This is a genomic window from Sphingobium sp. AP50 (assembly GCF_900109095.1).
GTDB lineage: Bacteria > Pseudomonadota > Alphaproteobacteria > Sphingomonadales > Sphingomonadaceae > Sphingobium.
Genome location: NZ_FNYZ01000001.1, coordinates 18,753 through 37,615 on the forward strand (window position 1 = coordinate 18,753; position 18,863 = coordinate 37,615).

The 18,863-nt window shown below is 59.9% G+C and carries 21 protein-coding genes and 1 pseudogene; 12 read left to right on the plus strand and 10 right to left on the minus strand.

Translation table 11 applies throughout. From position 1 onward, the window contains the following. Positions 1–36 precede the first annotated feature (36 nt). The 4 genes from BMY84_RS00090 to BMY84_RS00105 all read right to left on the minus strand — a co-directional run bounded on the left by BMY84_RS00090 (position 37) and on the right by BMY84_RS00105 (position 4,076). Entirely contained in the window at positions 37–1,095 is a 1,059-nt protein-coding gene (locus BMY84_RS00090) for a nucleotidyl transferase AbiEii/AbiGii toxin family protein (RefSeq protein WP_256214978.1), read from the minus strand. Further along, a complete protein-coding gene (locus tag BMY84_RS00095; protein ID WP_007682943.1) occupies positions 1,092–1,763 on the minus strand; it encodes a DUF6088 family protein in 672 nt (223 codons plus the stop codon). The genes BMY84_RS00090 and BMY84_RS00095 overlap by 4 nt, the downstream gene beginning before the upstream one ends. A gap of 793 nt (positions 1,764–2,556) precedes the next feature. Then, positions 2,557–3,471 carry a nucleotidyl transferase AbiEii/AbiGii toxin family protein gene (locus BMY84_RS00100; RefSeq protein WP_093079155.1) on the minus strand — a complete coding sequence of 305 codons (915 nt, stop codon included), beginning with the start codon at positions 3,469–3,471 and terminating at the stop codon, positions 2,557–2,559. Further along, the gene (locus BMY84_RS00105) at positions 3,468–4,076 is read right to left on the minus strand and encodes a type IV toxin-antitoxin system AbiEi family antitoxin domain-containing protein (RefSeq protein ID WP_093079158.1); all 609 of its coding nucleotides are present in this window, start codon (positions 4,074–4,076) and stop codon (positions 3,468–3,470) included. The genes BMY84_RS00100 and BMY84_RS00105 overlap by 4 nt, the downstream gene beginning before the upstream one ends. A 130-nt stretch (positions 4,077–4,206) precedes the next feature. Here BMY84_RS00105 and BMY84_RS30780 point away from each other — a divergent pair, with 130 nt between their 5' ends. Further along, a complete protein-coding gene (locus tag BMY84_RS30780; RefSeq protein WP_371262386.1) occupies positions 4,207–4,620 on the plus strand; it encodes a hypothetical protein in 414 nt (137 codons plus the stop codon). A 176-nt stretch (positions 4,621–4,796) separates the two neighbouring features. On the opposite strand, the gene BMY84_RS00115 is transcribed toward BMY84_RS30780, so the two are convergent. Genes BMY84_RS00115 through BMY84_RS00125 form a run of 3 tightly spaced genes read right to left on the minus strand, consistent with a single transcriptional unit; the run spans position 4,797 to position 8,097 of the window. Next, positions 4,797–5,720, minus strand: a complete 924-nt coding sequence (locus tag BMY84_RS00115; protein WP_143074950.1) for a TIR domain-containing protein — start codon at positions 5,718–5,720, stop codon at positions 4,797–4,799. 50 nt (positions 5,721–5,770) lie between these two features. Continuing rightward, positions 5,771–6,559 carry an E2 domain-containing protein gene (locus BMY84_RS00120; protein ID WP_093079163.1) on the minus strand — a complete coding sequence of 263 codons (789 nt, stop codon included), beginning with the start codon at positions 6,557–6,559 and terminating at the stop codon, positions 5,771–5,773. 5 nt (positions 6,560–6,564) lie between these two features. Continuing rightward, positions 6,565–8,097, minus strand: a complete 1,533-nt coding sequence (locus tag BMY84_RS00125; protein WP_093081534.1) for a transcriptional regulator — start codon at positions 8,095–8,097, stop codon at positions 6,565–6,567. Positions 8,098–8,281: 184 nt separating this feature from the next. Between BMY84_RS00125 and BMY84_RS00130 the strand changes: the two genes are divergently transcribed. The 3 genes from BMY84_RS00130 to BMY84_RS00140 are packed head-to-tail and all read left to right on the plus strand — an operon-like array spanning position 8,282 to position 10,004. Next, positions 8,282–8,851, plus strand: coding sequence for a hypothetical protein (locus tag BMY84_RS00130; protein WP_143074951.1), 570 nt, complete (start codon positions 8,282–8,284; stop codon positions 8,849–8,851). Next, positions 8,848–9,222: a hypothetical protein gene (locus BMY84_RS00135; RefSeq protein ID WP_093079167.1), complete on the plus strand. Its 375-nt coding sequence runs from the start codon at positions 8,848–8,850 to the stop codon at positions 9,220–9,222. The genes BMY84_RS00130 and BMY84_RS00135 overlap by 4 nt, the downstream gene beginning before the upstream one ends. Beyond that, positions 9,219–10,004 carry an ImmA/IrrE family metallo-endopeptidase gene (locus BMY84_RS00140; protein WP_093079169.1) on the plus strand — a complete coding sequence of 262 codons (786 nt, stop codon included), beginning with the start codon at positions 9,219–9,221 and terminating at the stop codon, positions 10,002–10,004. The genes BMY84_RS00135 and BMY84_RS00140 overlap by 4 nt, the downstream gene beginning before the upstream one ends. Here the strand turns inward: BMY84_RS00140 and add are convergent. After that, positions 10,001–10,990, minus strand: coding sequence for an adenosine deaminase (gene add, locus BMY84_RS00145; RefSeq protein WP_093079172.1), 990 nt, complete (start codon positions 10,988–10,990; stop codon positions 10,001–10,003). The two genes, BMY84_RS00140 and add, sit on opposite strands and share 4 nt — an antisense overlap. Positions 10,991–11,033: 43 nt before the next feature. Here add and BMY84_RS00150 point away from each other — a divergent pair, with 43 nt between their 5' ends. The 6 genes from BMY84_RS00150 (at position 11,034) to BMY84_RS00175 (ending at position 15,708) form a co-directional block, all read left to right on the plus strand. Beyond that, entirely contained in the window at positions 11,034–11,591 is a 558-nt protein-coding gene (locus BMY84_RS00150) for a non-canonical purine NTP pyrophosphatase (protein WP_093079174.1), read from the plus strand. After that, a complete protein-coding gene (locus BMY84_RS00155; RefSeq protein WP_093079177.1) occupies positions 11,584–12,399 on the plus strand; it encodes an SIR2 family protein in 816 nt (271 codons plus the stop codon). The genes BMY84_RS00150 and BMY84_RS00155 overlap by 8 nt, the downstream gene beginning before the upstream one ends. Before the next feature lie 434 nt (positions 12,400–12,833). Next, positions 12,834–13,958, plus strand: a complete 1,125-nt coding sequence (locus BMY84_RS00160; RefSeq protein ID WP_177203849.1) for a restriction endonuclease — start codon at positions 12,834–12,836, stop codon at positions 13,956–13,958. A gap of 120 nt (positions 13,959–14,078) precedes the next feature. Further along, positions 14,079–14,774 carry a hypothetical protein gene (locus BMY84_RS00165; protein ID WP_143074952.1) on the plus strand — a complete coding sequence of 232 codons (696 nt, stop codon included), beginning with the start codon at positions 14,079–14,081 and terminating at the stop codon, positions 14,772–14,774. Further along, complete coding sequence (locus BMY84_RS00170) at positions 14,771–15,421, plus strand: hypothetical protein (RefSeq protein WP_093079184.1); 651 nt, start codon at positions 14,771–14,773, stop codon at positions 15,419–15,421. The genes BMY84_RS00165 and BMY84_RS00170 overlap by 4 nt, the downstream gene beginning before the upstream one ends. Further along, positions 15,418–15,708, plus strand: a complete 291-nt coding sequence (locus tag BMY84_RS00175; RefSeq protein ID WP_093079187.1) for a nucleotidyltransferase domain-containing protein — start codon at positions 15,418–15,420, stop codon at positions 15,706–15,708. Before BMY84_RS00170 ends, BMY84_RS00175 begins: the two co-directional genes overlap by 4 nt. A gap of 37 nt (positions 15,709–15,745) precedes the next feature. Here BMY84_RS00175 and BMY84_RS30785 read toward each other — a convergent pair. Next, a pseudogene (locus tag BMY84_RS30785) lies at positions 15,746–15,865 on the minus strand (hypothetical protein); the annotation flags it as partial. After that, the gene (locus BMY84_RS30315) at positions 15,862–16,062 is read right to left on the minus strand and encodes a DUF5818 domain-containing protein (protein WP_093079189.1); all 201 of its coding nucleotides are present in this window, start codon (positions 16,060–16,062) and stop codon (positions 15,862–15,864) included. The pseudogene BMY84_RS30785 and the gene BMY84_RS30315, both read right to left, overlap by 4 nt. A 150-nt stretch (positions 16,063–16,212) precedes the next feature. Here BMY84_RS30315 and BMY84_RS00185 point away from each other — a divergent pair, with 150 nt between their 5' ends. Continuing rightward, the gene (locus BMY84_RS00185; RefSeq protein WP_093079191.1) at positions 16,213–17,127 is read left to right on the plus strand and encodes an HNH endonuclease; all 915 of its coding nucleotides are present in this window, start codon (positions 16,213–16,215) and stop codon (positions 17,125–17,127) included. A 107-nt stretch (positions 17,128–17,234) separates the two neighbouring features. Beyond that, positions 17,235–18,845, plus strand: coding sequence for a class I SAM-dependent methyltransferase (locus BMY84_RS30320; RefSeq protein WP_143074953.1), 1,611 nt, complete (start codon positions 17,235–17,237; stop codon positions 18,843–18,845). Positions 18,846–18,863: the final 18 nt, after the last annotated feature.

Genomic DNA, 18,863 nt, shown 5'->3' on the forward strand with positions numbered 1-18,863 from the left:
CAAATTTCGGACAATGAGCGATGCCCTAGGTGGTAATCATGCAGCCGGTTCGTTCAACGAGCGCTGGAGCGTTTCGACGGTTGCGAGAACGTCATCGAAGTCGGGCACATCGCCGAAGATCATGCCGGCCATGGCACCATAGTCGCGGCGAAGGTCAGCGATCATCGCATCGGTCGGCATCAGGGAGAAGCTACCGGGCTCAGCATGGGCAAGATCAAGGTCGCGGCTGTTGAAGAACATCCGGGCGTGTGCGACGCAATCCCTGCCGAGCGCGGGGTTAGCCATCGCTGAAGCGCCCGTTCCGGCGATCATCAGTTGGTGCACGTCGTAGTAATGGCGCGAGACGCGCTGGCCACCCGCACGCAGAACCTGCCGGGCGTCGAACCAGCGGCGCAGGCCATGGAGTATGACGACCTTGTCCCAGAAGGTGCGTTCCGCATCGACGATGGTCACGTTGGCAACCGTCAGATCGAGGGCGGGCAGATCGTTAGCGAGATAGGGAATGACGCTGTGGCGGGCATGAGGGTCGAGAGCGGATTTGGCCCCGGATTCGATTTTGACGGCTTTGCGGATGTAGCCATCGGACTCGGCGGTCACGCTTGGATACCAAAGGAGAATGCTCTGGGCGCTTTCATCGTCCCGATCGAGCTCGACCTTCGCGCCTGCCATGCCCTCGCCAACTGCATCGGCTAGGGTCTTCGAAAGCTGGGCGAGCAGGTCTCCGCCTATGAAGGCCTGGCATGCCGCCTTGATGGCGTCGAGCTTTGCCTGTCGCTTCTTACCGGACATCTCCTCCAGCGCCTCGACGCTTGCATCTTGGCCGATGTCTTCACGAAACACTGTGATGTCGATGTCTTCGGAGAAACGTTGAATCAGGCCGAAGCCCTTCGACAGCGACGTGCCCCCTTTGAACAGGAAGCGCGGGCCGTGGGACGCCGGACCATTGAAAAGCGCATCGAGCGTCCAGCAGACCCAGAAATCCTTCTCGATATTCTGGGGCGCAGTGCCGAGCCGCTGCCCGGCGCCGATAAACACATCCCGTCGATCCGTCGGGTCGGCCGCGAGGAACTGGGCGTAAGCGGGATTCATTGTCATGCTCGCTTGGTCTTCGGACGGTTGGCTGACGCGGTAGCCGGCATCGTATCGCGCAGGAGATTCTGCATCCAGAGCGGGAGCGTCAGCATATCGGTCTGAAGGTCGTTGACGATGTCGGCGCCGTGACCGGGGTGGGCGAAGATGTTGCGCAGACGCTTGGCAACATCCGGATCGGTATCGCCCCCGGCGTCGTGCAACCAATGCAGGGCCTGCACGACCCGCATCGCTGGTCGCCCAGCCCAATGAAGCCGACTTGGCGCAGTGGTTTTGAAATCGATCTTGAGGTTGCCGAGCGTGATGGGCTTCAACCTCGCGTCCGTGTGGACGACGATACGAGCAGGGACGGCATCGGAGAGTCCTAGATCGTTGGCTGCGGTTACGCCATCGACGAGGATACGGGCTTGGTCCCGGCGAGCCAGCGCATCGATGACAGTGCGCGGATCGGGATTCGTGGGCTTGCCCGTGAGGGAGTTGAGTTTCGGCTTGTCATAAAGCCCGCGGGCAATCCTGCGGACTTCGCCGTTGCGGGTCAGTCGATGGAGCACTTGGTCGACGGCATCGCGAGAACCGAGGTCGAGAAAGTCCTGCGGCGTCCAGACCGAAGGCACGCCGCCGGAGACCATCCGGCTCGTTATGGCACTTTTGAGATCGAGACCCGGCCCGCGCATGGCAATTCCTTTGTCAGAAGCGTGTATACGCAATTCTGACAAACCACAATTAGTTTGTCAGATACATGACGCGAATTTCTGACAAATCACAAGAGGGGCTGGCGGCGTCGGAACGCAGCGCCATGTCGGAAATAGCTGGACGAACGTGGACGTTGATAGACGAACACGGACTCAGAAGAGCTTTCTGGGACGCCGCTTAAGCGGTTGATTTCTCAGTCAAATCAGTGACATGAGAAGTCGCCAAGGACATCATTAGCACGATCTGGATTCGTGGAAAAGGCTGGATGTGTATGGACGAGGCGGTTCGAGTCCTGCTGGGCATGGGTTGGTTGGAGCTTTGTCCGAATTACATCTACAAATTTTGGACGGGTAAGCGGGTACGCAAACTTTGCCAGCGACTTTTCCAGCGCGCCGAGACTCTGCCAATATGGAGCGAAAAACGCGGTCGAGGGGGAGAATGCGGTCGATTAGACGGATATTTGGTTAGCAGGATTCGGGCCGTTCGACACAAAACCTAAAAGTTCGACAGCATAAAAACCTAAAAACCGCGCGACACGAAAACCTAACGGTTGCGCATTATTGAGGCGAACGCGGCGGTAACTCCCCTCTGCGGTACCGTCGGTCTTCCAGTGCAGCCCGGCAAGTGTCTTGATATCGAACGGCGTGTCGGAGCCCTCACGCGCCGTGACGATCGTTGGGATGGAACTCCGGTCCGTTTTGAATTGTCCGCATCCGCCTTACTATCTCAGATGGAACAGATAGGGAGCATTCCGAGCTATCGACCTACATGGCGTTACCTGTCCTTCCAGGGACCGCCAATGGGCCAGTCGCTGGCCAAGGCGGTGCCTTGGCCGAGCGCCAGCACCGGCGGCATCACGAGCGACGCGATTTGCCCCTGGATTGCCGCGAACGGTTCGGGCGCCAACGCGATTTCGGTCCGCCTCAGAAACGCTGTCCATTGGCCCTGCTTTTCGTCGGCGAAGGCGGGCTTGAGCGCGGGGGGCGTCTCGACGGGCAACGGGGTTTGGCGGCGATCGAAGGTCGCCTGGATGGCGCGCGACAACACAGCGCCATCGAACGCAAACGATCCCGCGATCGCCCAGATGTCGTAGAAATCCTTCAGGCGCGTGTTCAGCATGCCGAGTGCGACCATTGCCTGGAATTTCTCAGCCACGACCGTTTCAGGCGGATAAGCCCGAAGATACGCGGTGGGTTGGCCTAGCAGCGACGGATACTCGATCTCGATCGCGGCCGGCGTGATCGCGTCACCATAGCCGATATCGACATGCATCGGCAGGCGCGCGCCCGCGAGTTCGGCAACGAAGTCGATACGGACGCCGGCATATTCATCCTCGGCACGGGCTGCGGCAGCGCGCAGGGTTTCGGGCCGGAACACGATGCCGTCGTCATCGACTGCGACGCCAAGAATTTCCTGAAACACCGCCTCGAGCTGCTCGGGCGCGTTCTCGCCGATGCCGAGCAGATCGAGGTCGCCGGTGGCGCGATAGGGGGCTTCTGCCCACAGGCTGAACAGCATCGCGCCCTTTAGCACGAACCGCTCGCGATGGGGCGACAGGCTCAAGCGGAACAGCAGGCGTTCGATGACGTAGCGGGTCATAAGCAGCTGTGCGTTTTCCCGGCGCTCGCGGGCGCGCCCCGCCAGCCGGTCGCGCACCGAGATCGCCATGTTCTTCGGCGGTCGGCTCATGTCATGGCTTCGAGATAGGGCCGGATCACCGATTGGACCCGATCGAGCTGGGCATAACGGTAGATCGCATTGAGGTCCGGCCGGGGTGGAGACTTCATGAAATCACGCAGCGCCTCGACCGCGACGTCGATACCGATCTTGTTGCGGTGCTTGAAGCAGTCGGCGACGGTTTTGGCCGGTACGGTGATGGGCACGGGAACGCCGTCGATGACATGTGTCTCCACGCCCGCTGTCAGAGCTTCGCCGCTCGCGCGAACAATCTTCAGCGCCACCGACGGATTGACCGGTGCCCACTCTTTTTGGCCGAGCATCATCCACACCGCGCGGGGGGTCTGCGTGGTCAGCTCGTGAAATTGCAGTGCCGAGAGCAGGCAGATGACGCCGCGCGGCTGGATACGCACGGCCTCGGCCAGGCTCGTCGCGCTGTCGACATCAGCATCGGCCAACTTGTAGAGGCCGCGGCCGACCTGCTGGAGGACGCCTTCGTTACGCAGCCTTTGCAGGGTCGCCCGCGTGACGCCGGCCGCGTCGAAATCACGCCCCCGCGCGATGCCGCAGTGTCGGACGACCTCCAGGGCCCGCTCTCGATGAGTCGTCAGTTTCATACAGCATGATATAATTCCTTGGTATTTACATGCAATGACCAAGCTTTTGTATCGTTGCCCTCGCGATGCGCAGTTCCGCCGATGCAATAAGATCGTGGGGAAAGCGTTCCCCTGATGGGCCAACCTCAGTTTGGCCATACCACTCCACCGAAATGTTCCTGGTATCGCAGGCATATCCACCACCGGCGCCGGAACCCTGACAGGCGACGCTCGCGCTCTGATCGTCGACGGCAGTGCCGACTATCATAACCGACTTGTCCCGGCGAAGCTGGCAGCATTCCTGGAACGCGACCGCAACTTCATGCGCGCCCGCGAGGAAGGCAAGGGCATGATCAAGCGAGAATGGGAAAAGAAGCTCGAGCCGTTGACCGTCGGGATTTCGACGGCAGTGCGCATCACTGGCTTGAGCCGATCGCGCATATACGAGATCATCCAGTCGGGCGACTTGGAAACCGCGAAGGTGGGCCGGGCCACCCTGATCCAGTATCAAAGTCTAAAGAAGCTCACAAGGCAACATCTGGGACTTTCGCGACAGTCGGCTTAGGAGAAATCCCTAGGCTATTGCTGCCGCTGAGGGGCTGAAGTCGAGCTCTGGCTTCGCGCTAATCCAAAACACCAAGTGCCAATGCCGACATGCTGCGTAGCTAAGCGATAAGAAATATCGCAGCACCTCAGGAAAAAATAGCAAACTGGGGCGTTGGAAACCGCCTGAACATTTTTTCAACATGTTTTCCGGTCGCAACGGACGCCGATGAATTCGATCCGTTCGCGCGCGAGATCGCAAGCCTTGGCCACCGTACGTTCCACCTTGTCCTTGTCAGCACCCTGATAGCGTAGGGTGGTAAGGCCGGCGAGATCGGAGGCAAGCTTCACCTTCGAGTCAGCCTCGACGAGAAGAAACGAACGCTCCCTGCCGATCCGCCCCACGGATATGCCATACTCGAAATGCACATTGTCGCGCGGCACCTTGTGGCTCTCGTTTCGGGTGACGAGAACGTCATCGGCTTTTGCCACCGCGATGGTGAAGTCCGCCCGCTCGATGGCATCTTCGAGCGAGCTCACAGGATAGTCGGAGATGGCGAAGGTGCCTTGATCCCAGAGATATACATGCATGTCGTCGGCATCGAGATTCTTCCGTACCGCGCGTGCCACCTCGATGGCCTCACTGGAGGAGATCACGAAGACGCGAGGATGTTCGTTCACGGCCCCCACCTCGCGGTTGCGATGATCCAGCTGATCCGCGACGGCATCGGCGGTCGCCTTCCAGAACTCCACGTCGGATCCGACGATGTCCTGGAGTTCGGAGTTGCCGATGGCCAGAACGAAGCTCGGCTTCGTAGCCTTCAATGTAGCCGTCCGGGGCCGGGACGGACTGAGGCCTGCCAGTTCGCCAACCGCCTCGCCCGCCGTGCGCAACTGCTTACGTTGGCCGCCCACCAAAGCCTCGAACTCACCAGCAAGCACGAAGAAGAGGTCATTTGCCCAATCGCCTTGTTCGACAAGGACTTCGCCGACCGCCAGTTCCTTGGGACGCCCAACAACCGCGAACTTCTCTGCCAACGCCCGATCGCGACGGATAAGAGGCTGGCGGAGCAGCGCGTCGATAATGCCCGCCCGGTCGAACCGGTCACTCAATCCCGTCATCTGCGAAACCTCCACAATCAACAATCATCCGTTATATCTCACGCCGCACGTCACGAGGCCTTGGCCAGAGGGCAGCTGTCCATCGAACCGCAGCAGGACGAACCCTTCACGGCCTTCCAAAAGCGCTTTTCCGCGACCGCCATTGCATTGAGTTCCACCGCGAGGTCGGCCGCCGCCAGCGCGTGATCACCGCAGGATTTCAGTACGCTCGGACGCGTGCCTGAACCCGCCGGACAAAGGCAACGGCCGCGCTGGTTCACCGCGCGGCGACTGCGTTCCCACACGGCGAATAGTCGCTTTCGTCCATTCATGACTCTGAGGGCGGTCCCCTCGGCGCTCCCTGTCTTCCTGATCACGGTCAGGGCGCCCTCTGCCATATCTGTCGCGAATGGCTCGCCCAGCCGGGCCGCAGCCGCTTCCGCACGATTCTGGTGGAGGACTGCGGAGCCATGCGCGCGCGCTTTCCTGTCAGGCCAGCGGCGTAGACGTGCCGCGCGAAACTGGAGCTGGAGAAAACGAACCAGCGTCTCCAACCATGCGCGCGCCGCCTCCGGACAGTCGATCTCGATGCCGTCGATCGCCCGCCAGTACAGGCAGAAACTACCGTCGTCGTTGATATGACGGTCTGGACAGAAAGCAGGCAGATGCGTTGGCTTCGTCTCGCAGGCCGTCGCGGACGTGCCTGAGACCGACAAATCCAGGATAAAAACAGGTTGGCGCCCATCACTCAGAGGAATCGGGATGGAGATACGGATTATCCCTGTCTCGCGCAGGAGTTCGGTGGCTCCGAACTCCGTTAATCGGCCAGCCAGAAGGGCTATGGAATCCGTTGTCGCCACGGCGGTTACTTACCCTCCGCATAGGGACGTACGATGCGGTCGGAAGCCGCCGCGATAGCCGGAGCCGCTGCCGCGAAGGCTGCGGCCTTGACGGCCTTGGCAGTTCCGTCACCCTTTTCGGACAAGGCTTCCACGGCCTCGTTGTAATCGAGCCCGCTGACCTTGCGCCTGGAGCCAAAGATATCGCGGACCGCTTGGGTCGCTGCGTCATAGGCCAGTGGCCCGATGGCGGTCTCGTCACCGGCGCAACGAGTTTGCTCGTGCTCGGATGCAAGGACACCGCGACTGACGGAGCAACGCACACGATCGCCCCGCATGCCGAGGCGGGTGACGGTCATCGGGCCAAACTCGAAGCCAATGGCTAGTCCCAGCCCCGCCGTGTCGACGCCCTCGTCGTCCAGCTTCTCCAAACAGAGTTCAAAGCTTGATCGCAAGGCTCCAGCGCACAACGTCGCTGTGCTGATCGTCTCCGGATCATCGGTGATATGGACGGTCCCGTCGCACAGCAATCCGTGCAGGCAATCCCCGATAAACCGGATCCGTCGACCATCGAAGTCGCAGGTGAGGACGCGGTCCAGCTCTGCGCGGATGACATGGAAGACACGCACAACGTCCTCCGCTTCATCATCGATGTGTTCCGCAACATAGGCGGTGAAGCCGTCGATGTCAGCGTAAACCGAAGCTGCCTCCTGCCGACGTGAGTTGCCGGGTGTTAACTTGGTGATGTCGAGGGTGCACAGCGGCGGGGTGTGACGGGAAAATTCAAATGCGCCAACCGGGTTCGTTTCAAGATCGTCCTCCCATTCCTCTACGATCTGGTCCTTCGATACACCGAGCGCGGCCTTCTTCTCGCAATCCTTGATTTCCTCGGCGGTGAGTGCAGTCGCAGCTGGCTTGTCCACGCTGTCGAGACCGATGGCCTCACGGGCCTCGTTGGTGAGGAAGATCCCCGCCTTCGTTCCACCGCCGGACATCTTGGCCGCGTGATTGGCGGGCAGACCCAGGAACAGCGGTTCACGTCCGCCCCGCCGACCGTTGTTTACCGCCAGCGCGGTACCAGTATCAATGCCGACGCGCACCTTCGCGCTGGCGATCTTCTCGTCCGCATCGCCGGTTTCCTGCAAGACGTCGATGATCAGCTGAGCCGTGGCGACTGCTCGACGCACGCGCTTGGCTTCCGCGTCGGTCTCGGTGTTGTAGGGTTTCGTCAGGATAGAGTGGAGCCGCTGGTTGTGAAAATCCACCCGGCGCGCGTCGCAGCGGTCGAGAATGCGATGCACCGCGCGATAGTGAAGGTTGAGGAAACGAAGCGTACGGCGATGGCATGTGACGCCTTCCTCCGACGTTACGTTGAGCATCTCCGAAAGGTTTAGGATGTCTGCGTACAAATGGACGCCATCGACGCGATAGGCTTTGTTCGTGGGGATGCTCTCCAGCGACATGTCGCGTCGATAATCGACGATGGAGACGGTCTCGACATCCTTGATCTTCTTCTTGATGTGGTCCGCCGCTCGGTCGTGTTTCCAGCTCTTCGTCATTGCCATTAGCTCCAATTTCGGCCGGCTCCTCATTTCAGGCTTGCCAGCACCGCGACTCCGTCTTCCAATGACTGAAGGCGGACTGGTCTGCGAATTCGGACAATGTTTTTCTCGTGTCCGAGTTTTCAGGTTGCCCCGCCTATGCCGTTGAAGGGGGACTGAGCCGGTGCATACGAATGCCGAAGTGATCGATGACGATGAACCGACATATCTGTCGGTGGATGAGGTACGGGCGATGATCCGCCAGCTCACCGCGATCGACGCCACGCGCATATTCCAGGCCGCCCGCTGGTTCTCGGCACGCTGCGGGATGCCCGCTGACGATTTACAGCAAGAGGCATTGACGCGCCTTCTATCCGGCGATCGCCACGCTCGACGGAATGCGTGTTTCGCTCGCGAGGTCGCCGGCATAATCAAGAGCCTGGCTTCGAGTGAGTGCGACGCGGCCAAGAGCGGGTTACGGGAGGTTCGACCGCCACCGGACGGCGTGACTTCGCCCGATTTGATGGACCCTGCGCCGTCTCCTGAGGCGCTCGTCATCTCGTTGCATGACGACGGGCCGATGCTGGCCGAAATCAGCAAGGTCATAGAAGATGACGTGCAACTCCAGCTCCTTGTCGAAGGGATATGCGACAAGATGCGGGGTGAGGAGTTGGAGGAACTGCTGGGCACGGATACCAAGGGTCTGGCTGCGGCACGCAGGAAATTGAAGCGGCGGCTCCAAAGCGCCTTTCCGAAGGGATCGGGACTATGAACGGCAATGATGCGGATCGCATGTCGTTGATCGATGACTTCATGCTCGACGAAATCTTCGCCGACGATGTTCAGGAGGAAGCCGGCGCGCTGGAATCCCTGCTGAAAAGCCTCGATGGTGCTGAACTCGCGCTGCGAAAGAGCCGGTTGGCCGCGATCAGGGCGCAGATCGATAGCGAGCGTCGGAATCCGATCGCGCTTCATGTCGATACAGACCGAATGCGTGCGAAGCTCCGGGCGGCCGCGAATGATCCGGACGTGAAGATGACTCTAGCAGCGCGCAACGCCGTGGAGGGCGGCGATGACGAGGAAGAAGGGCTGCTAGAGGATCTGGCAGAGTTGGAACGGGACAGGACGTCCGAAAAGGAATGAGCGCCTCAGTCAATGCCGCAGAGAAGGCACTCCAGGCGCTGGGGATCACCGAACCAGAAGAGATCGATGTGGAGGTCGTCGCCCACTCGCTGGGAGCGAAGGTGAGGTATCGTCCCCTGAAGTCTTGCGAAGCACGGATCGTAGGGCAGGACGGGCGGGCGATCATCACTGTGGACGCAGCGACAAAGCTCCGGCGCCGGCGCTTCTCGATTGGGCATGAACTCGGACATTGGCACCGGCACAGAGGTTTGTGCCTGAAGTGCCGCAGCGCAGATATCGGGAGGCAGACTAGCGACGGAAGGCGGACGCCTCCCACCGCAGAACTCCAGGCGGATGCCTACGCTTCCGACTTGCTCCTTCCAGGATACATTTTCAGGCCACTCGCGGGCGATTTCGATCGGCTGACCCTGGAATCTGTGAAGATGCTGGCCGACAGATTTCAGACAAGCATGACGGCAACGGCGATAAAGGCGCTTGGTACGAATCGTTTCCCTTCTTTGCTGGTCTGCCATTCGCACGAGGGTATGCGCTGGTTCCGCCGTCCGCCTATCGTACCAGATCGCTGGTTCCCGCGATCGGATCTCCTGCCAGAAAGTCCCGCCTTTAGGACGCTCTTCAACGGCGGTCAGGAAAGCCGAAAGCCTGTCGTCGTGAAGGCGTCTTGCTGGTTCGACACTCCGGTGGCCGAGCGTTTCACGGTAACCGAGCAAACCTTCATTCTGCCAAATAACAGGGTGGCTACGCTTGTCGGGCTGACCGATCGCCGCATGTTGGAGGTCTAGGCAACTAGGATATCTTGGTTGCTGCGCAGACGGCTCTCGAGCATGTGGGCGAGTGAGGCCTTGGTATGTTCATCGCAGAAAGCTGCCGCGATCGCGTTCGTCGATACCGCTTCTATTCCTAGACGTGGGTCGGCTGCGATGGCGAGGGCGTGTTCTTTGGCCAGATTGGTTCCGAAGAAACCCGGATCGTCGGTGCCGAGCACAATGGTGCAGCCGGCATCGACCATTCTCCCAACGGGATGGTCAGCGATCGATCGGTAGAGCCCGAGGGCTAAGTTGCTGCCGAGGCAAACCTCGAGCGGCATCCGGGCTTCAGCCAGCTGCCTCATGACGTCTGGCGACTCCACGGCCCTGATGCCATGTCCAACGCGGTCGAGGCCAAGAAGCTCGATTGCCTCTATTATCGTGTCGGCGGGGCGATGTTCGCCGGCGTGCGCCGTGGCACGCAGGCCCTCACCCCGCGCGATGTTGAACGCCTCGGCGAACTCGCCCACTTCATGCTTATGCTCGTCGCCGGTGAGCCCGAAACCCACCAGCATGTCCGACTGAATTGACGTAGCCATACGTGCTGCCTCTACAGCGGCCTTTGGCCCGAGATGGCGAACGGCAGTAGCGATGAGGCGCGAACGGACGCCCCACTCTTCGGCAGCCCGGTCACCTGCGGCGGCAAGAGCCTTCAACTGATCGGGAAACGGAACGCCAGTGCGAGCAAGGTCTGGTGGCGACAGCATAAATTCCACATAGCCGCCGCCCAGCTCCGCGCACCGTTTAAGGTAGGAGGTTGTGATCACCTCTAGATCAGCGGCGGATTTCACCACAGAGGTGACGAGATCGTAGGCCTTCAGAAAGGTCGCGAAGTCGTGCCAGCCATAGCGCGCATCGGCGAGAATAGCCTCAGGGATCGAAACAGCGTTGCGCTCCGCAAGGAAGAGTACGGTCTCCCGGACCAGCGTCCCCCTAAGATGTACGTGAAGGTCGACTAACATAAGATGTGACGATAAACGCTGCCGTAACGAAGTGGAAGGCGGGATGCGAATTAGATTTCTTTCGAAGAACGGGCACAAGATCAATGAGGCCAGAAATATCCTTGAGCCGCTCGGCGCCGAGGTAATTCCGATCAGCGTCGCGATTGACGAGATCCAGACCCGGGACGTGAAGGCAATCGTGCGAGACAAGGTACTCCGTGCCTTTGAACGCATCGGCCACAGACTCTTTGTCGAGCAGACATGCCTCTATATCGATGCGTTAAACGGCTTTCCTGGTGGCCTAACGCAACCGTTCTGGGATTCGCTAGAGGCCGATCGGTTCTGCGAACTGTTCGGCAATGGGGAAAAGCGCGGCCTCACAGCTAAAACTTGGATCGGCTACTGCGACGGAAGGCGTATCCATCACTTCGAAGGCGAGATTCGTGGAACCGTTGCATCGGCGCCACGTGGTGATCGCTCCTTTCAGTGGGACTGCGTATTCATTCCGGATGGACATGAGCTGACCTTCGCGGAGATGGGAGACGGAAAGAACGAAATATCGATGCGCAGGATCGCCCTAAACGCGTTTGCTGATCATCTACGGGTGAAGACCGATGCTTGATATGCTTGCGCGCGAAATCCGGGATCGCAAGGTGATCCTTTTCGTAGGGGCTGGCTTGTCTCGGCCGCTCGGTCTTCCATCATGGGGAGAGTTGATCGAACACATGGCTGCAGAGCTGGATTTCGATCCTGCTATTCTGGTCGGACCGGGCGCCGACTACCTACAGGTGGCAGAATTCTACAAGCTACGGAAGGGAAGTATCGGGGACCTACGCAGTTGGATGGACAAGAGTTGGAACGTAACCGACGAGAAACTGCTCGCCTCGAAGGTCCACAGCCAGATCGTCGATCTCGGATTTCCCCTCGTCTACACGACGAACTACGACGCCAATCTCGAACGCGCATTCCGGCTACGCGGACGCGACGTATCGAAGATCGCTTCGGTGGTCGATATCGCGGATGCAAAGCCGGACCATACCCATGTCGTCAAATTTCATGGTGATTTTTCGGATGACAACTCGCTCGTCCTGACCGAATCGGACTATTTCGAACGTCTGGAATTTGAATCACCTCTCGACCTGAAGCTTCGGTCGGACGTGCTTGGTCGCACAATCCTGTTCGTTGGGTACAGCCTCAAGGATCTGAACCTTCGCCTTCTCCTCTATAAGCTCAAGCGTACGTGGGACGGCACTGCTTACGCGAAGCGGCGGCCGGGATCGTTCATCTTTTTGGTCCGGCCGGACGTCGTTCAGGAGGAAGTGCTGGAGAGCCGTGGTGTTTCGCCGATCGTCTCTGACTCCCTGGATCCCGACGAAGCGCTGCCGGAGTTTTTTGATCGTCTGCTTGAAAAGGTCCGCGGGGCCGGGTGAAACAGACGCAGGTAGTCATCTGCGCCACGCCAAGCGCTGAACGTTATACAGCTTCCGATGATCGATTTTGGTTGTGAACGGCGGCCACGTCCGCAGCATCCCCCGTTGGCGGCTCGTGCGAGGCGAAGGTAGCCAATCTAGGTAGCCGAAGTAGATCGGCCTCTTGTCTCCCACCCGTGGCCCTGAAAAATGAGAAAGCGGTCGGACCGGTCCCCTGAACGAAAAATTCGCTACCGAGCGTCTGCAAAGGGTCGACTTTGCCAAGCGCGCTTTGCCGGGTCGTGGGACAAACCCGTCGTCCGAATTTCAGGTGGCGAAGTTCAGCTTTCGGCGACAGCTTCGCTGCTGTTGCCTTGCGCCTCAAGGTTCCCTCTTCCATTCTAGTGGCGGACGATGTGGGCGAGGTGAAACGATGTGGGACTGGAGGAAGTGCGTTGGGTGAGAGCAATCAACGGCCGACCAGCCGGTATCGCGAGTTCGAGTTTCTTGATCTGGTTGCTAGGGTTTTCAGGGCGCAAGGCTTTGACGTTCAACAGGAGGTGAGGCATGTACACGACAGGCGCCACGTCGAGGCGGATCTGCTCCTTACCGCGGATAACGGCGTAAAGACAGTTGTTGAGGTCAAGCTCTATCGCAGTCGCTCACGCTACATACCTGATGGGAGCAAGGCGATCGCACAGGTCCGCAATGTGCAGGTAGTCTTCCAAGCCGATCATGCGATGCTGGTTACCAACCTCTATCGCGACTGGATCCGGCCCTCCGGCGCTATCGACGATGGCGTGATCCTAGTCGGCATCGACGATCTGGCCGAGCTCGCAATCACCCCGGAGTTGAAGGAAGAGATCGGCCGGGTCGACGAGGAGTTGTCTTCAGCGCTCCGCGATTTCGATAGCGCCGGTCTCGCCCGACCGAAAGTGCCGTTTATCCCATCTACTCTACATATGAAGGTGACCCCGCCGGCACCGACGTCGGACACGCCAGTGCCAGCTCGCGGCGCGGTGCTGGTAACCGAACTTAGTGAGATCAAGCCAGGGAAAGCGTTGAAGCAGAAACTGCCGTCCACGGGGCGGGAGGGGGTGAACTGGCGACTGTTCGAGGACGTCTGCTACGAGGCTCTGCAATATGTGTTCGAAGGCGTGCTGGGGAACTGGGGCACCCAAGAGGCCGTGGCTGGTGACGACAGCCGACTTGATGCACGCGCGAAGATCGAGGGTAGCGACGTGTTTTGCCGCACCCTTATCGAGCATTTCGGCACACGCCACATCCTGTTCGAGTTCAAGAACTACAAGGACAAGATCGGGGCGAACCTAATACACATCACCGAGAAATATCTTTACGCTAAGGCGTTGCGCGGCGCTGCAGTGATCATTTCCCCTAAAGGTTTCAGTGACCCGGCCAAGAGGGCGGCCCATGGCGCGCTACGCGATGTCGGCAAACTAATGCTCGACCTAGATGTGCCGCTGCTGTGCAAGTTGCTTGAAGCCAAAGATCTCGCACAACCGCCTGGCGCCGAGATGGAGCGCCTCATGGACGCCTTCTTGTTGGAGGTCGGCCGATAGGCGAGACTTAAGGGTGGACCGAAATGCGGAAGGCGCAACTGTATCCAAATCACGGCGCTGCATGACTTCCAGCGTGGTTTCCTATATTCGCTGGCAGATTAACGATTTCGGAGATTGAACTTGGCTTGTGCTCGCGGTGCTGCCTCACCGGACACCAATACTCAACGGCGGCTGTTCGCCGCATCAGGCGGGTATTGTCAAAATCCGAACTGCGTGCGGGAGCTGTTTATCGACGCGGACGGCCAAGCCGTGAACGTCGCCGAAATGGCCCATGTGTTCGCAGCAAATGACGATGGACCGCGCGCCAAGCCGGAACTGACTAAGGAAGAACGGGGAGCCTTCGAGAACCTGATCCTGCTTTGCGCGATCTGCCATACCATGATCGACAAGGCGCCGGACGCCTTTCCCGACACGCGCATCCTTGAATGGAAACGCGAGCACACCAAGAAGCTGGCGGCGGTGTTCGGTGTTACGAATTTCCCCGATCGTGCCGCTGCCCGCGAAGCAATAGCTCCGCTGCTGGCCAAGAACCATGCGATCTTCAGTCAGTATGGTCCTCACATTGAGGCTGCGCGCGATCCGGAGAGCGGAGCAGCCGAAACGTGGCGCCGCAAGATGCTCACCGGGATCCTACCCAACAACAACCGCGTGCTGGCCCAGCTCGACGCGAACCGGCACCTGCTCTCCGGAGAGGAACTCAAAACCGTCGAGGTGTTCCGCCAGCACGTCGACGACCTCGAAGCCGTCCACATCGGCGGTGCAAATGAAGATGCAAGCTGCTTCCCGGCTGGCATGCAGACTATTTTGGAGAAATGATCGTGGCCGGCAGCGTTACAGATTGGGTCGAAGCCCACGTCGATGATCAATCGGGCTACAAAGTAGTCGGGCGGACGGCAGAGGATTTCCTGAAAATCGATGATGGCAAGGGCAATACCGGTACCGTTGCCGTAATCGGCGCCAAACCGATGGTCGAAGCGGCGGACGTTGCTCCCGTCCTAGCGATGGCGACGAAGCCGGATTTCATCATCAACGTGCCCTCGAGCTCGATCTGGACCGGTGATGCTATCGCTCTGGCGCAAGGCGTGCCGGCGGGCTTCGGAACGTTCGGTGACCTCGGGAAGGCGGTACGAAAAGGGAACCTGACCGGCTACCGAAACAAGGAGTTCGCCTTCTTCGAGGACGCGATCGGCCAGCACACCAATGTCAGGCAAGTCTCGCGGCCGTACGAGTCGGTATTCGTCGCCCACCGCAGAAGAGGCGACGACCTTACGATCGCTCTCATCGATGCCTATAACCTCAGTGCGGAAGACGTCCGCAACGCACGCAAGAAGATCGGCGCCTTCGACATCGCGTTGAAGATGTCGAGCTACGGCAAGGTGACCGATGCGGCACGCAACGCAGCAGACTCGATCGGGGCCGAGGCAATGATGTTCGGCGACCTCATGCGACGCCTCGCGAAGTGACCCGCGCCCACAACGTAGATGCACTCACAGCTCTGGCCGGACAGCTCGGATCGGTCGCGGCAGACACGGAATGGTACCTGTTCGGCTCGATGGATCGCGAAGAGGAGTTCAGCTCCGATGTTGACCTGCTGATTTTGTGCGAGACCGCGGCGCAGGCAGATGCCTTGCGTGCAGCGATCGATCTTGATCAACTTGGCCGCCCGATCGATCTATCCTTGATGACATTTGAGGAGGAGCGCGAAATCGGTGCCGTCGTGCTTCAGGCAGCACGAAAAATCTACCCATGAGCGAGCTGGTGCGCTCTGTCAGACTTAGGGCAACGCCACCATCCTCGCCATGATGTGCCAACCTCGCGATCCGGCCGGCGACTTCGGATGGCGCTTTATCGCCATGCTGCCGCAGCATCATAAGGGCCATGCCCCAAAGCTCTTCGTCTCGCGTTATGCGGGTTCGATTTTCTGCACAGCGAGCAAATCGAAGCCATCGCGGACGCCGACAACTCTCACGCGTGTGCCGAAAAGATGTTTGTGGCGCTTGGTGACGTCTAACCGCCATTCGCTACCGCCTGGCATACGCAGGATGGGGTAGAATCCGTTTTCGAGCAGGATCCCAGTCAGATCATGTTCGCTTCCCCGTGGCATCGACCGTGATCATAATCCTGTTCGGCGCCGGAGGTCCATATCACTATGACCATTCCCTGTGCTCAACTGCCATAAGCAACCGGACTAGGGCTGGCATTTGGCTGGGCTGCATTGTAGTTCGCTTTGGAATGAGGTGCGGGCAATGAGACTGTGAAGGGTGTCTTCGAGATCAGCGGGGCGTCGCGCTATGACGATCTCATTGCTGAGCGTTATCACTTCCCACGCATTTACCTGCGGGCCGCGCAAGCCTGTATCGGCGACTGGATCATTTACCGCGAGACGGGATCAGGTGGTGGTCGCAAAGCCTATGTCGCAGCAGGTCATGTCGACCGAATTGACGCCGACCCGGCCGCACCTGGCCTCTATTATGCGCGGATCAGCCAGTTCGTCGAATTTGACCGCCCGGTTGCCTATCGCGACGCGACAGGTCGGTTCGCTGAACAGATGCTGCGGGATCTCTCGAATCCAGCTGAGGCAGGGCGTGCACTGCGCGGGCGGTCGGTGAGAGCATTGAGCGGCAGCGATTTCACTGCGATCGTCAGTGATGGGCTGACCGACACGCTTTCGGAGCGGCTTGCTATTCGCCTGGAATTGGACGCCGCGCATCTTGATCCGATGACGCAGGCCTTGCTGCACGAGCCCCCATCTGAGCGCCGGATCGAACAGATTCTTATCAATAAGAAGATCCGGAGCGCAGCCTTTCGGGGGCATGTGCTCGACGCGTATGACAATCGCTGTGCGGTGACAGGGCTCAGAATGATCAATGGCGGCGGCAAGGCAGAAGCGCAGGCAGCGCATATCTGGTCGGTCGCCGACGGGGGACCTGATGAGGTGCAGAATGGGATAGCCTTGTCGGCAACGGCTCATTGGCTGTTCGACCGGCATCTCATCAGCCTGGATGAGCAGTTTGGTCTACTCGTGTCGCATAATAAGGTGCCGTCCGAGCTCAGCCGCCTCTTCCCGCCTTCCGGCATGCCTATTCACTTGCCTACCAATCCTAAATTCCGGCCTCGGCCTGAATATGTCGCGCGGCACCGGGCCCGCTTCATGGGTGACCTGCACTGACCTCTTACGCCCGCACGATCGCAGCTTATGATGCGGCAGCGGCAGATCTGGCTGCGCGATATGAGGCGTTGCCAGGCGGCGCTGCCTTTGTGCAGGCCCATGGCCTGTTGCCCAAAAAGGGATTGGCGCTCGATGTAGGGGCCGGATCTGGGCGGGATGCTGCCTGGCTTCACGCGCAGGGATATGATGTCGTCGCTGTAGAGCCTGCTGACGGATTTCGCCTGGAGGGCCGCGCGCGTCATAGCCCAGACATTCGTTGGCTCGACGACCAGCTGCCCAGTCTGGACCAGGTGCATCGGCTCGGCTTGGCGTTCGATCTGATCGTGCTGTCAGCCGTTTGGCAGCATGTCGTGCCAACAGACCGGGCGCGCGCCTTTCGAAAATTGGTCACCCTGCTCCGTGCGGGTGGCGTTATGGTCCTCACTTTACGGTCCGGGCCGGCGCCTGAAGACCGGCCGATGTTCTCTACCTCGAGTGGCGAGATCGAAGGCCTGGCACGAACCTATGGCATGGAGATCCTCAAGGTCCATGCGTCTCACGATCTACAAGGACGCGAAGGCGTCAGCTGGACCACTGTCTGTCTGCGTCTGCCTGATGATGGCACCAGTGCGCTGCCTCTGATCCGCGGCATTGTGCTGGGCGACGAAAAGTCATCCACCTACAAGCTCGGCCTATTGCGGGCAGTGGCTCGGATCGCAGAGCAGACGCCAGCGGCCGCCACGCCTTCGCGGGAACTGGATGATGCTGTCGACCTTCCTCTTGGCCTCGTGGCACTGACTTGGGTTCGCCTCTATTTGCCTCTGATCCGCCTGGGCATGCCCCAGGCTCCGCGCAACAGCGGTCCTGACGGGTTGAGCTTTGCCAAAGCGGGGTTCCGGGCGCTTCTCGCGGATGGCACGGAGGCTTACGATCTGCGTGTGGGCTCGGTCTTTGAAACAGAGCGCGGCGCTGCGATCGCGGCAGCGATTACCGAGGCAGCGCGCACGATCGCTGCAATGCCCGCCCATTTTACGCGCTTTCCCAATTCAGAGCAGCCCGTTTTCGCTGTGCAGCGTGGGCGATACGGGCGCCAACAGGGTCTGGAACTTGGTGTGGATCAGCTGCGATCATGGGGAACCCTCACCGTCCCTGGCAATATGTGGCGTGCGCTTTCTCGCTTTGGCCCATGGATCGAGCCGATGCTCGTGACGGAATGGGCAAGGCTCATTCGCCGATATGCTGATCATATCGGGTTCGCGGTCCCAGCCGGCAGTGCCGAGGCTGCACTCGAATGGCGCGAACCCGTGCGCAGCACGGCAACCGCTCGGTTTGCGGCGCAGAAGCTCGTGGCTGGAGGGCCTGGGCTATCCTGTGTCTGGACCGCCCGGAGACTGAGCGAGGCCAAATTGGATGTGGATCACTGCCTGCCTTGGTCGGCATGGCCATGTGGCGATCTTTGGAATCTTGCGCCCTGCGATTCTCGGATAAACCGCCACGAAAAGCGGGATCGGTTGCCCTCTGCTGCCATGTTCGCCGAGAGCCGCGAGCGGATTATCACATGGTGGCATGATGCCTACCTCGACGATGCGGCCCTGCGCCACCGATTCCTGCGCGAAGCAGCAGCCGCACTGCCTGTCCTCCAAGGGGAGGATCTGGGCGACATTTTCACTGCCTTTGATTGGCGGCGCCTGAGGCTCTTGCAGGACCAGCGCGTGCCGGAATGGCATTGGTCCGCCTGATTGCTGCCTCAAGGCCTT

Coding starts and splice junctions, on each gene's coding strand:
- BMY84_RS00090 (WP_256214978.1), bottom strand. CDS start 1,095: ATGACAATGAATCCCGCTTACGCCCAGTTCCTCGCGGCCGACCCGACG.
- BMY84_RS00095 (WP_007682943.1), bottom strand. CDS start 1,763: ATGCGCGGGCCGGGTCTCGATCTCAAAAGTGCCATAACGAGCCGGATG.
- BMY84_RS00100 (WP_093079155.1), bottom strand. CDS start 3,471: ATGAGCCGACCGCCGAAGAACATGGCGATCTCGGTGCGCGACCGGCTG.
- BMY84_RS00105 (WP_093079158.1), bottom strand. CDS start 4,076: ATGAAACTGACGACTCATCGAGAGCGGGCCCTGGAGGTCGTCCGACAC.
- BMY84_RS00115 (WP_143074950.1), bottom strand. CDS start 5,720: ATGACGGGATTGAGTGACCGGTTCGACCGGGCGGGCATTATCGACGCG.
- BMY84_RS00125 (WP_093081534.1), bottom strand. CDS start 8,097: ATGACGAAGAGCTGGAAACACGACCGAGCGGCGGACCACATCAAGAAG.
- BMY84_RS00135 (WP_093079167.1), top strand. CDS start 8,848: ATGAACGGCAATGATGCGGATCGCATGTCGTTGATCGATGACTTCATG.
- BMY84_RS00140 (WP_093079169.1), top strand. CDS start 9,219: ATGAGCGCCTCAGTCAATGCCGCAGAGAAGGCACTCCAGGCGCTGGGG.
- add (WP_093079172.1), bottom strand. CDS start 10,990: ATGTTAGTCGACCTTCACGTACATCTTAGGGGGACGCTGGTCCGGGAG.
- BMY84_RS00150 (WP_093079174.1), top strand. CDS start 11,034: ATGCGAATTAGATTTCTTTCGAAGAACGGGCACAAGATCAATGAGGCC.
- BMY84_RS00155 (WP_093079177.1), top strand. CDS start 11,584: ATGCTTGATATGCTTGCGCGCGAAATCCGGGATCGCAAGGTGATCCTT.
- BMY84_RS00170 (WP_093079184.1), top strand. CDS start 14,771: ATGATCGTGGCCGGCAGCGTTACAGATTGGGTCGAAGCCCACGTCGAT.
- BMY84_RS30315 (WP_093079189.1), bottom strand. CDS start 16,062: ATGCCACGGGGAAGCGAACATGATCTGACTGGGATCCTGCTCGAAAAC.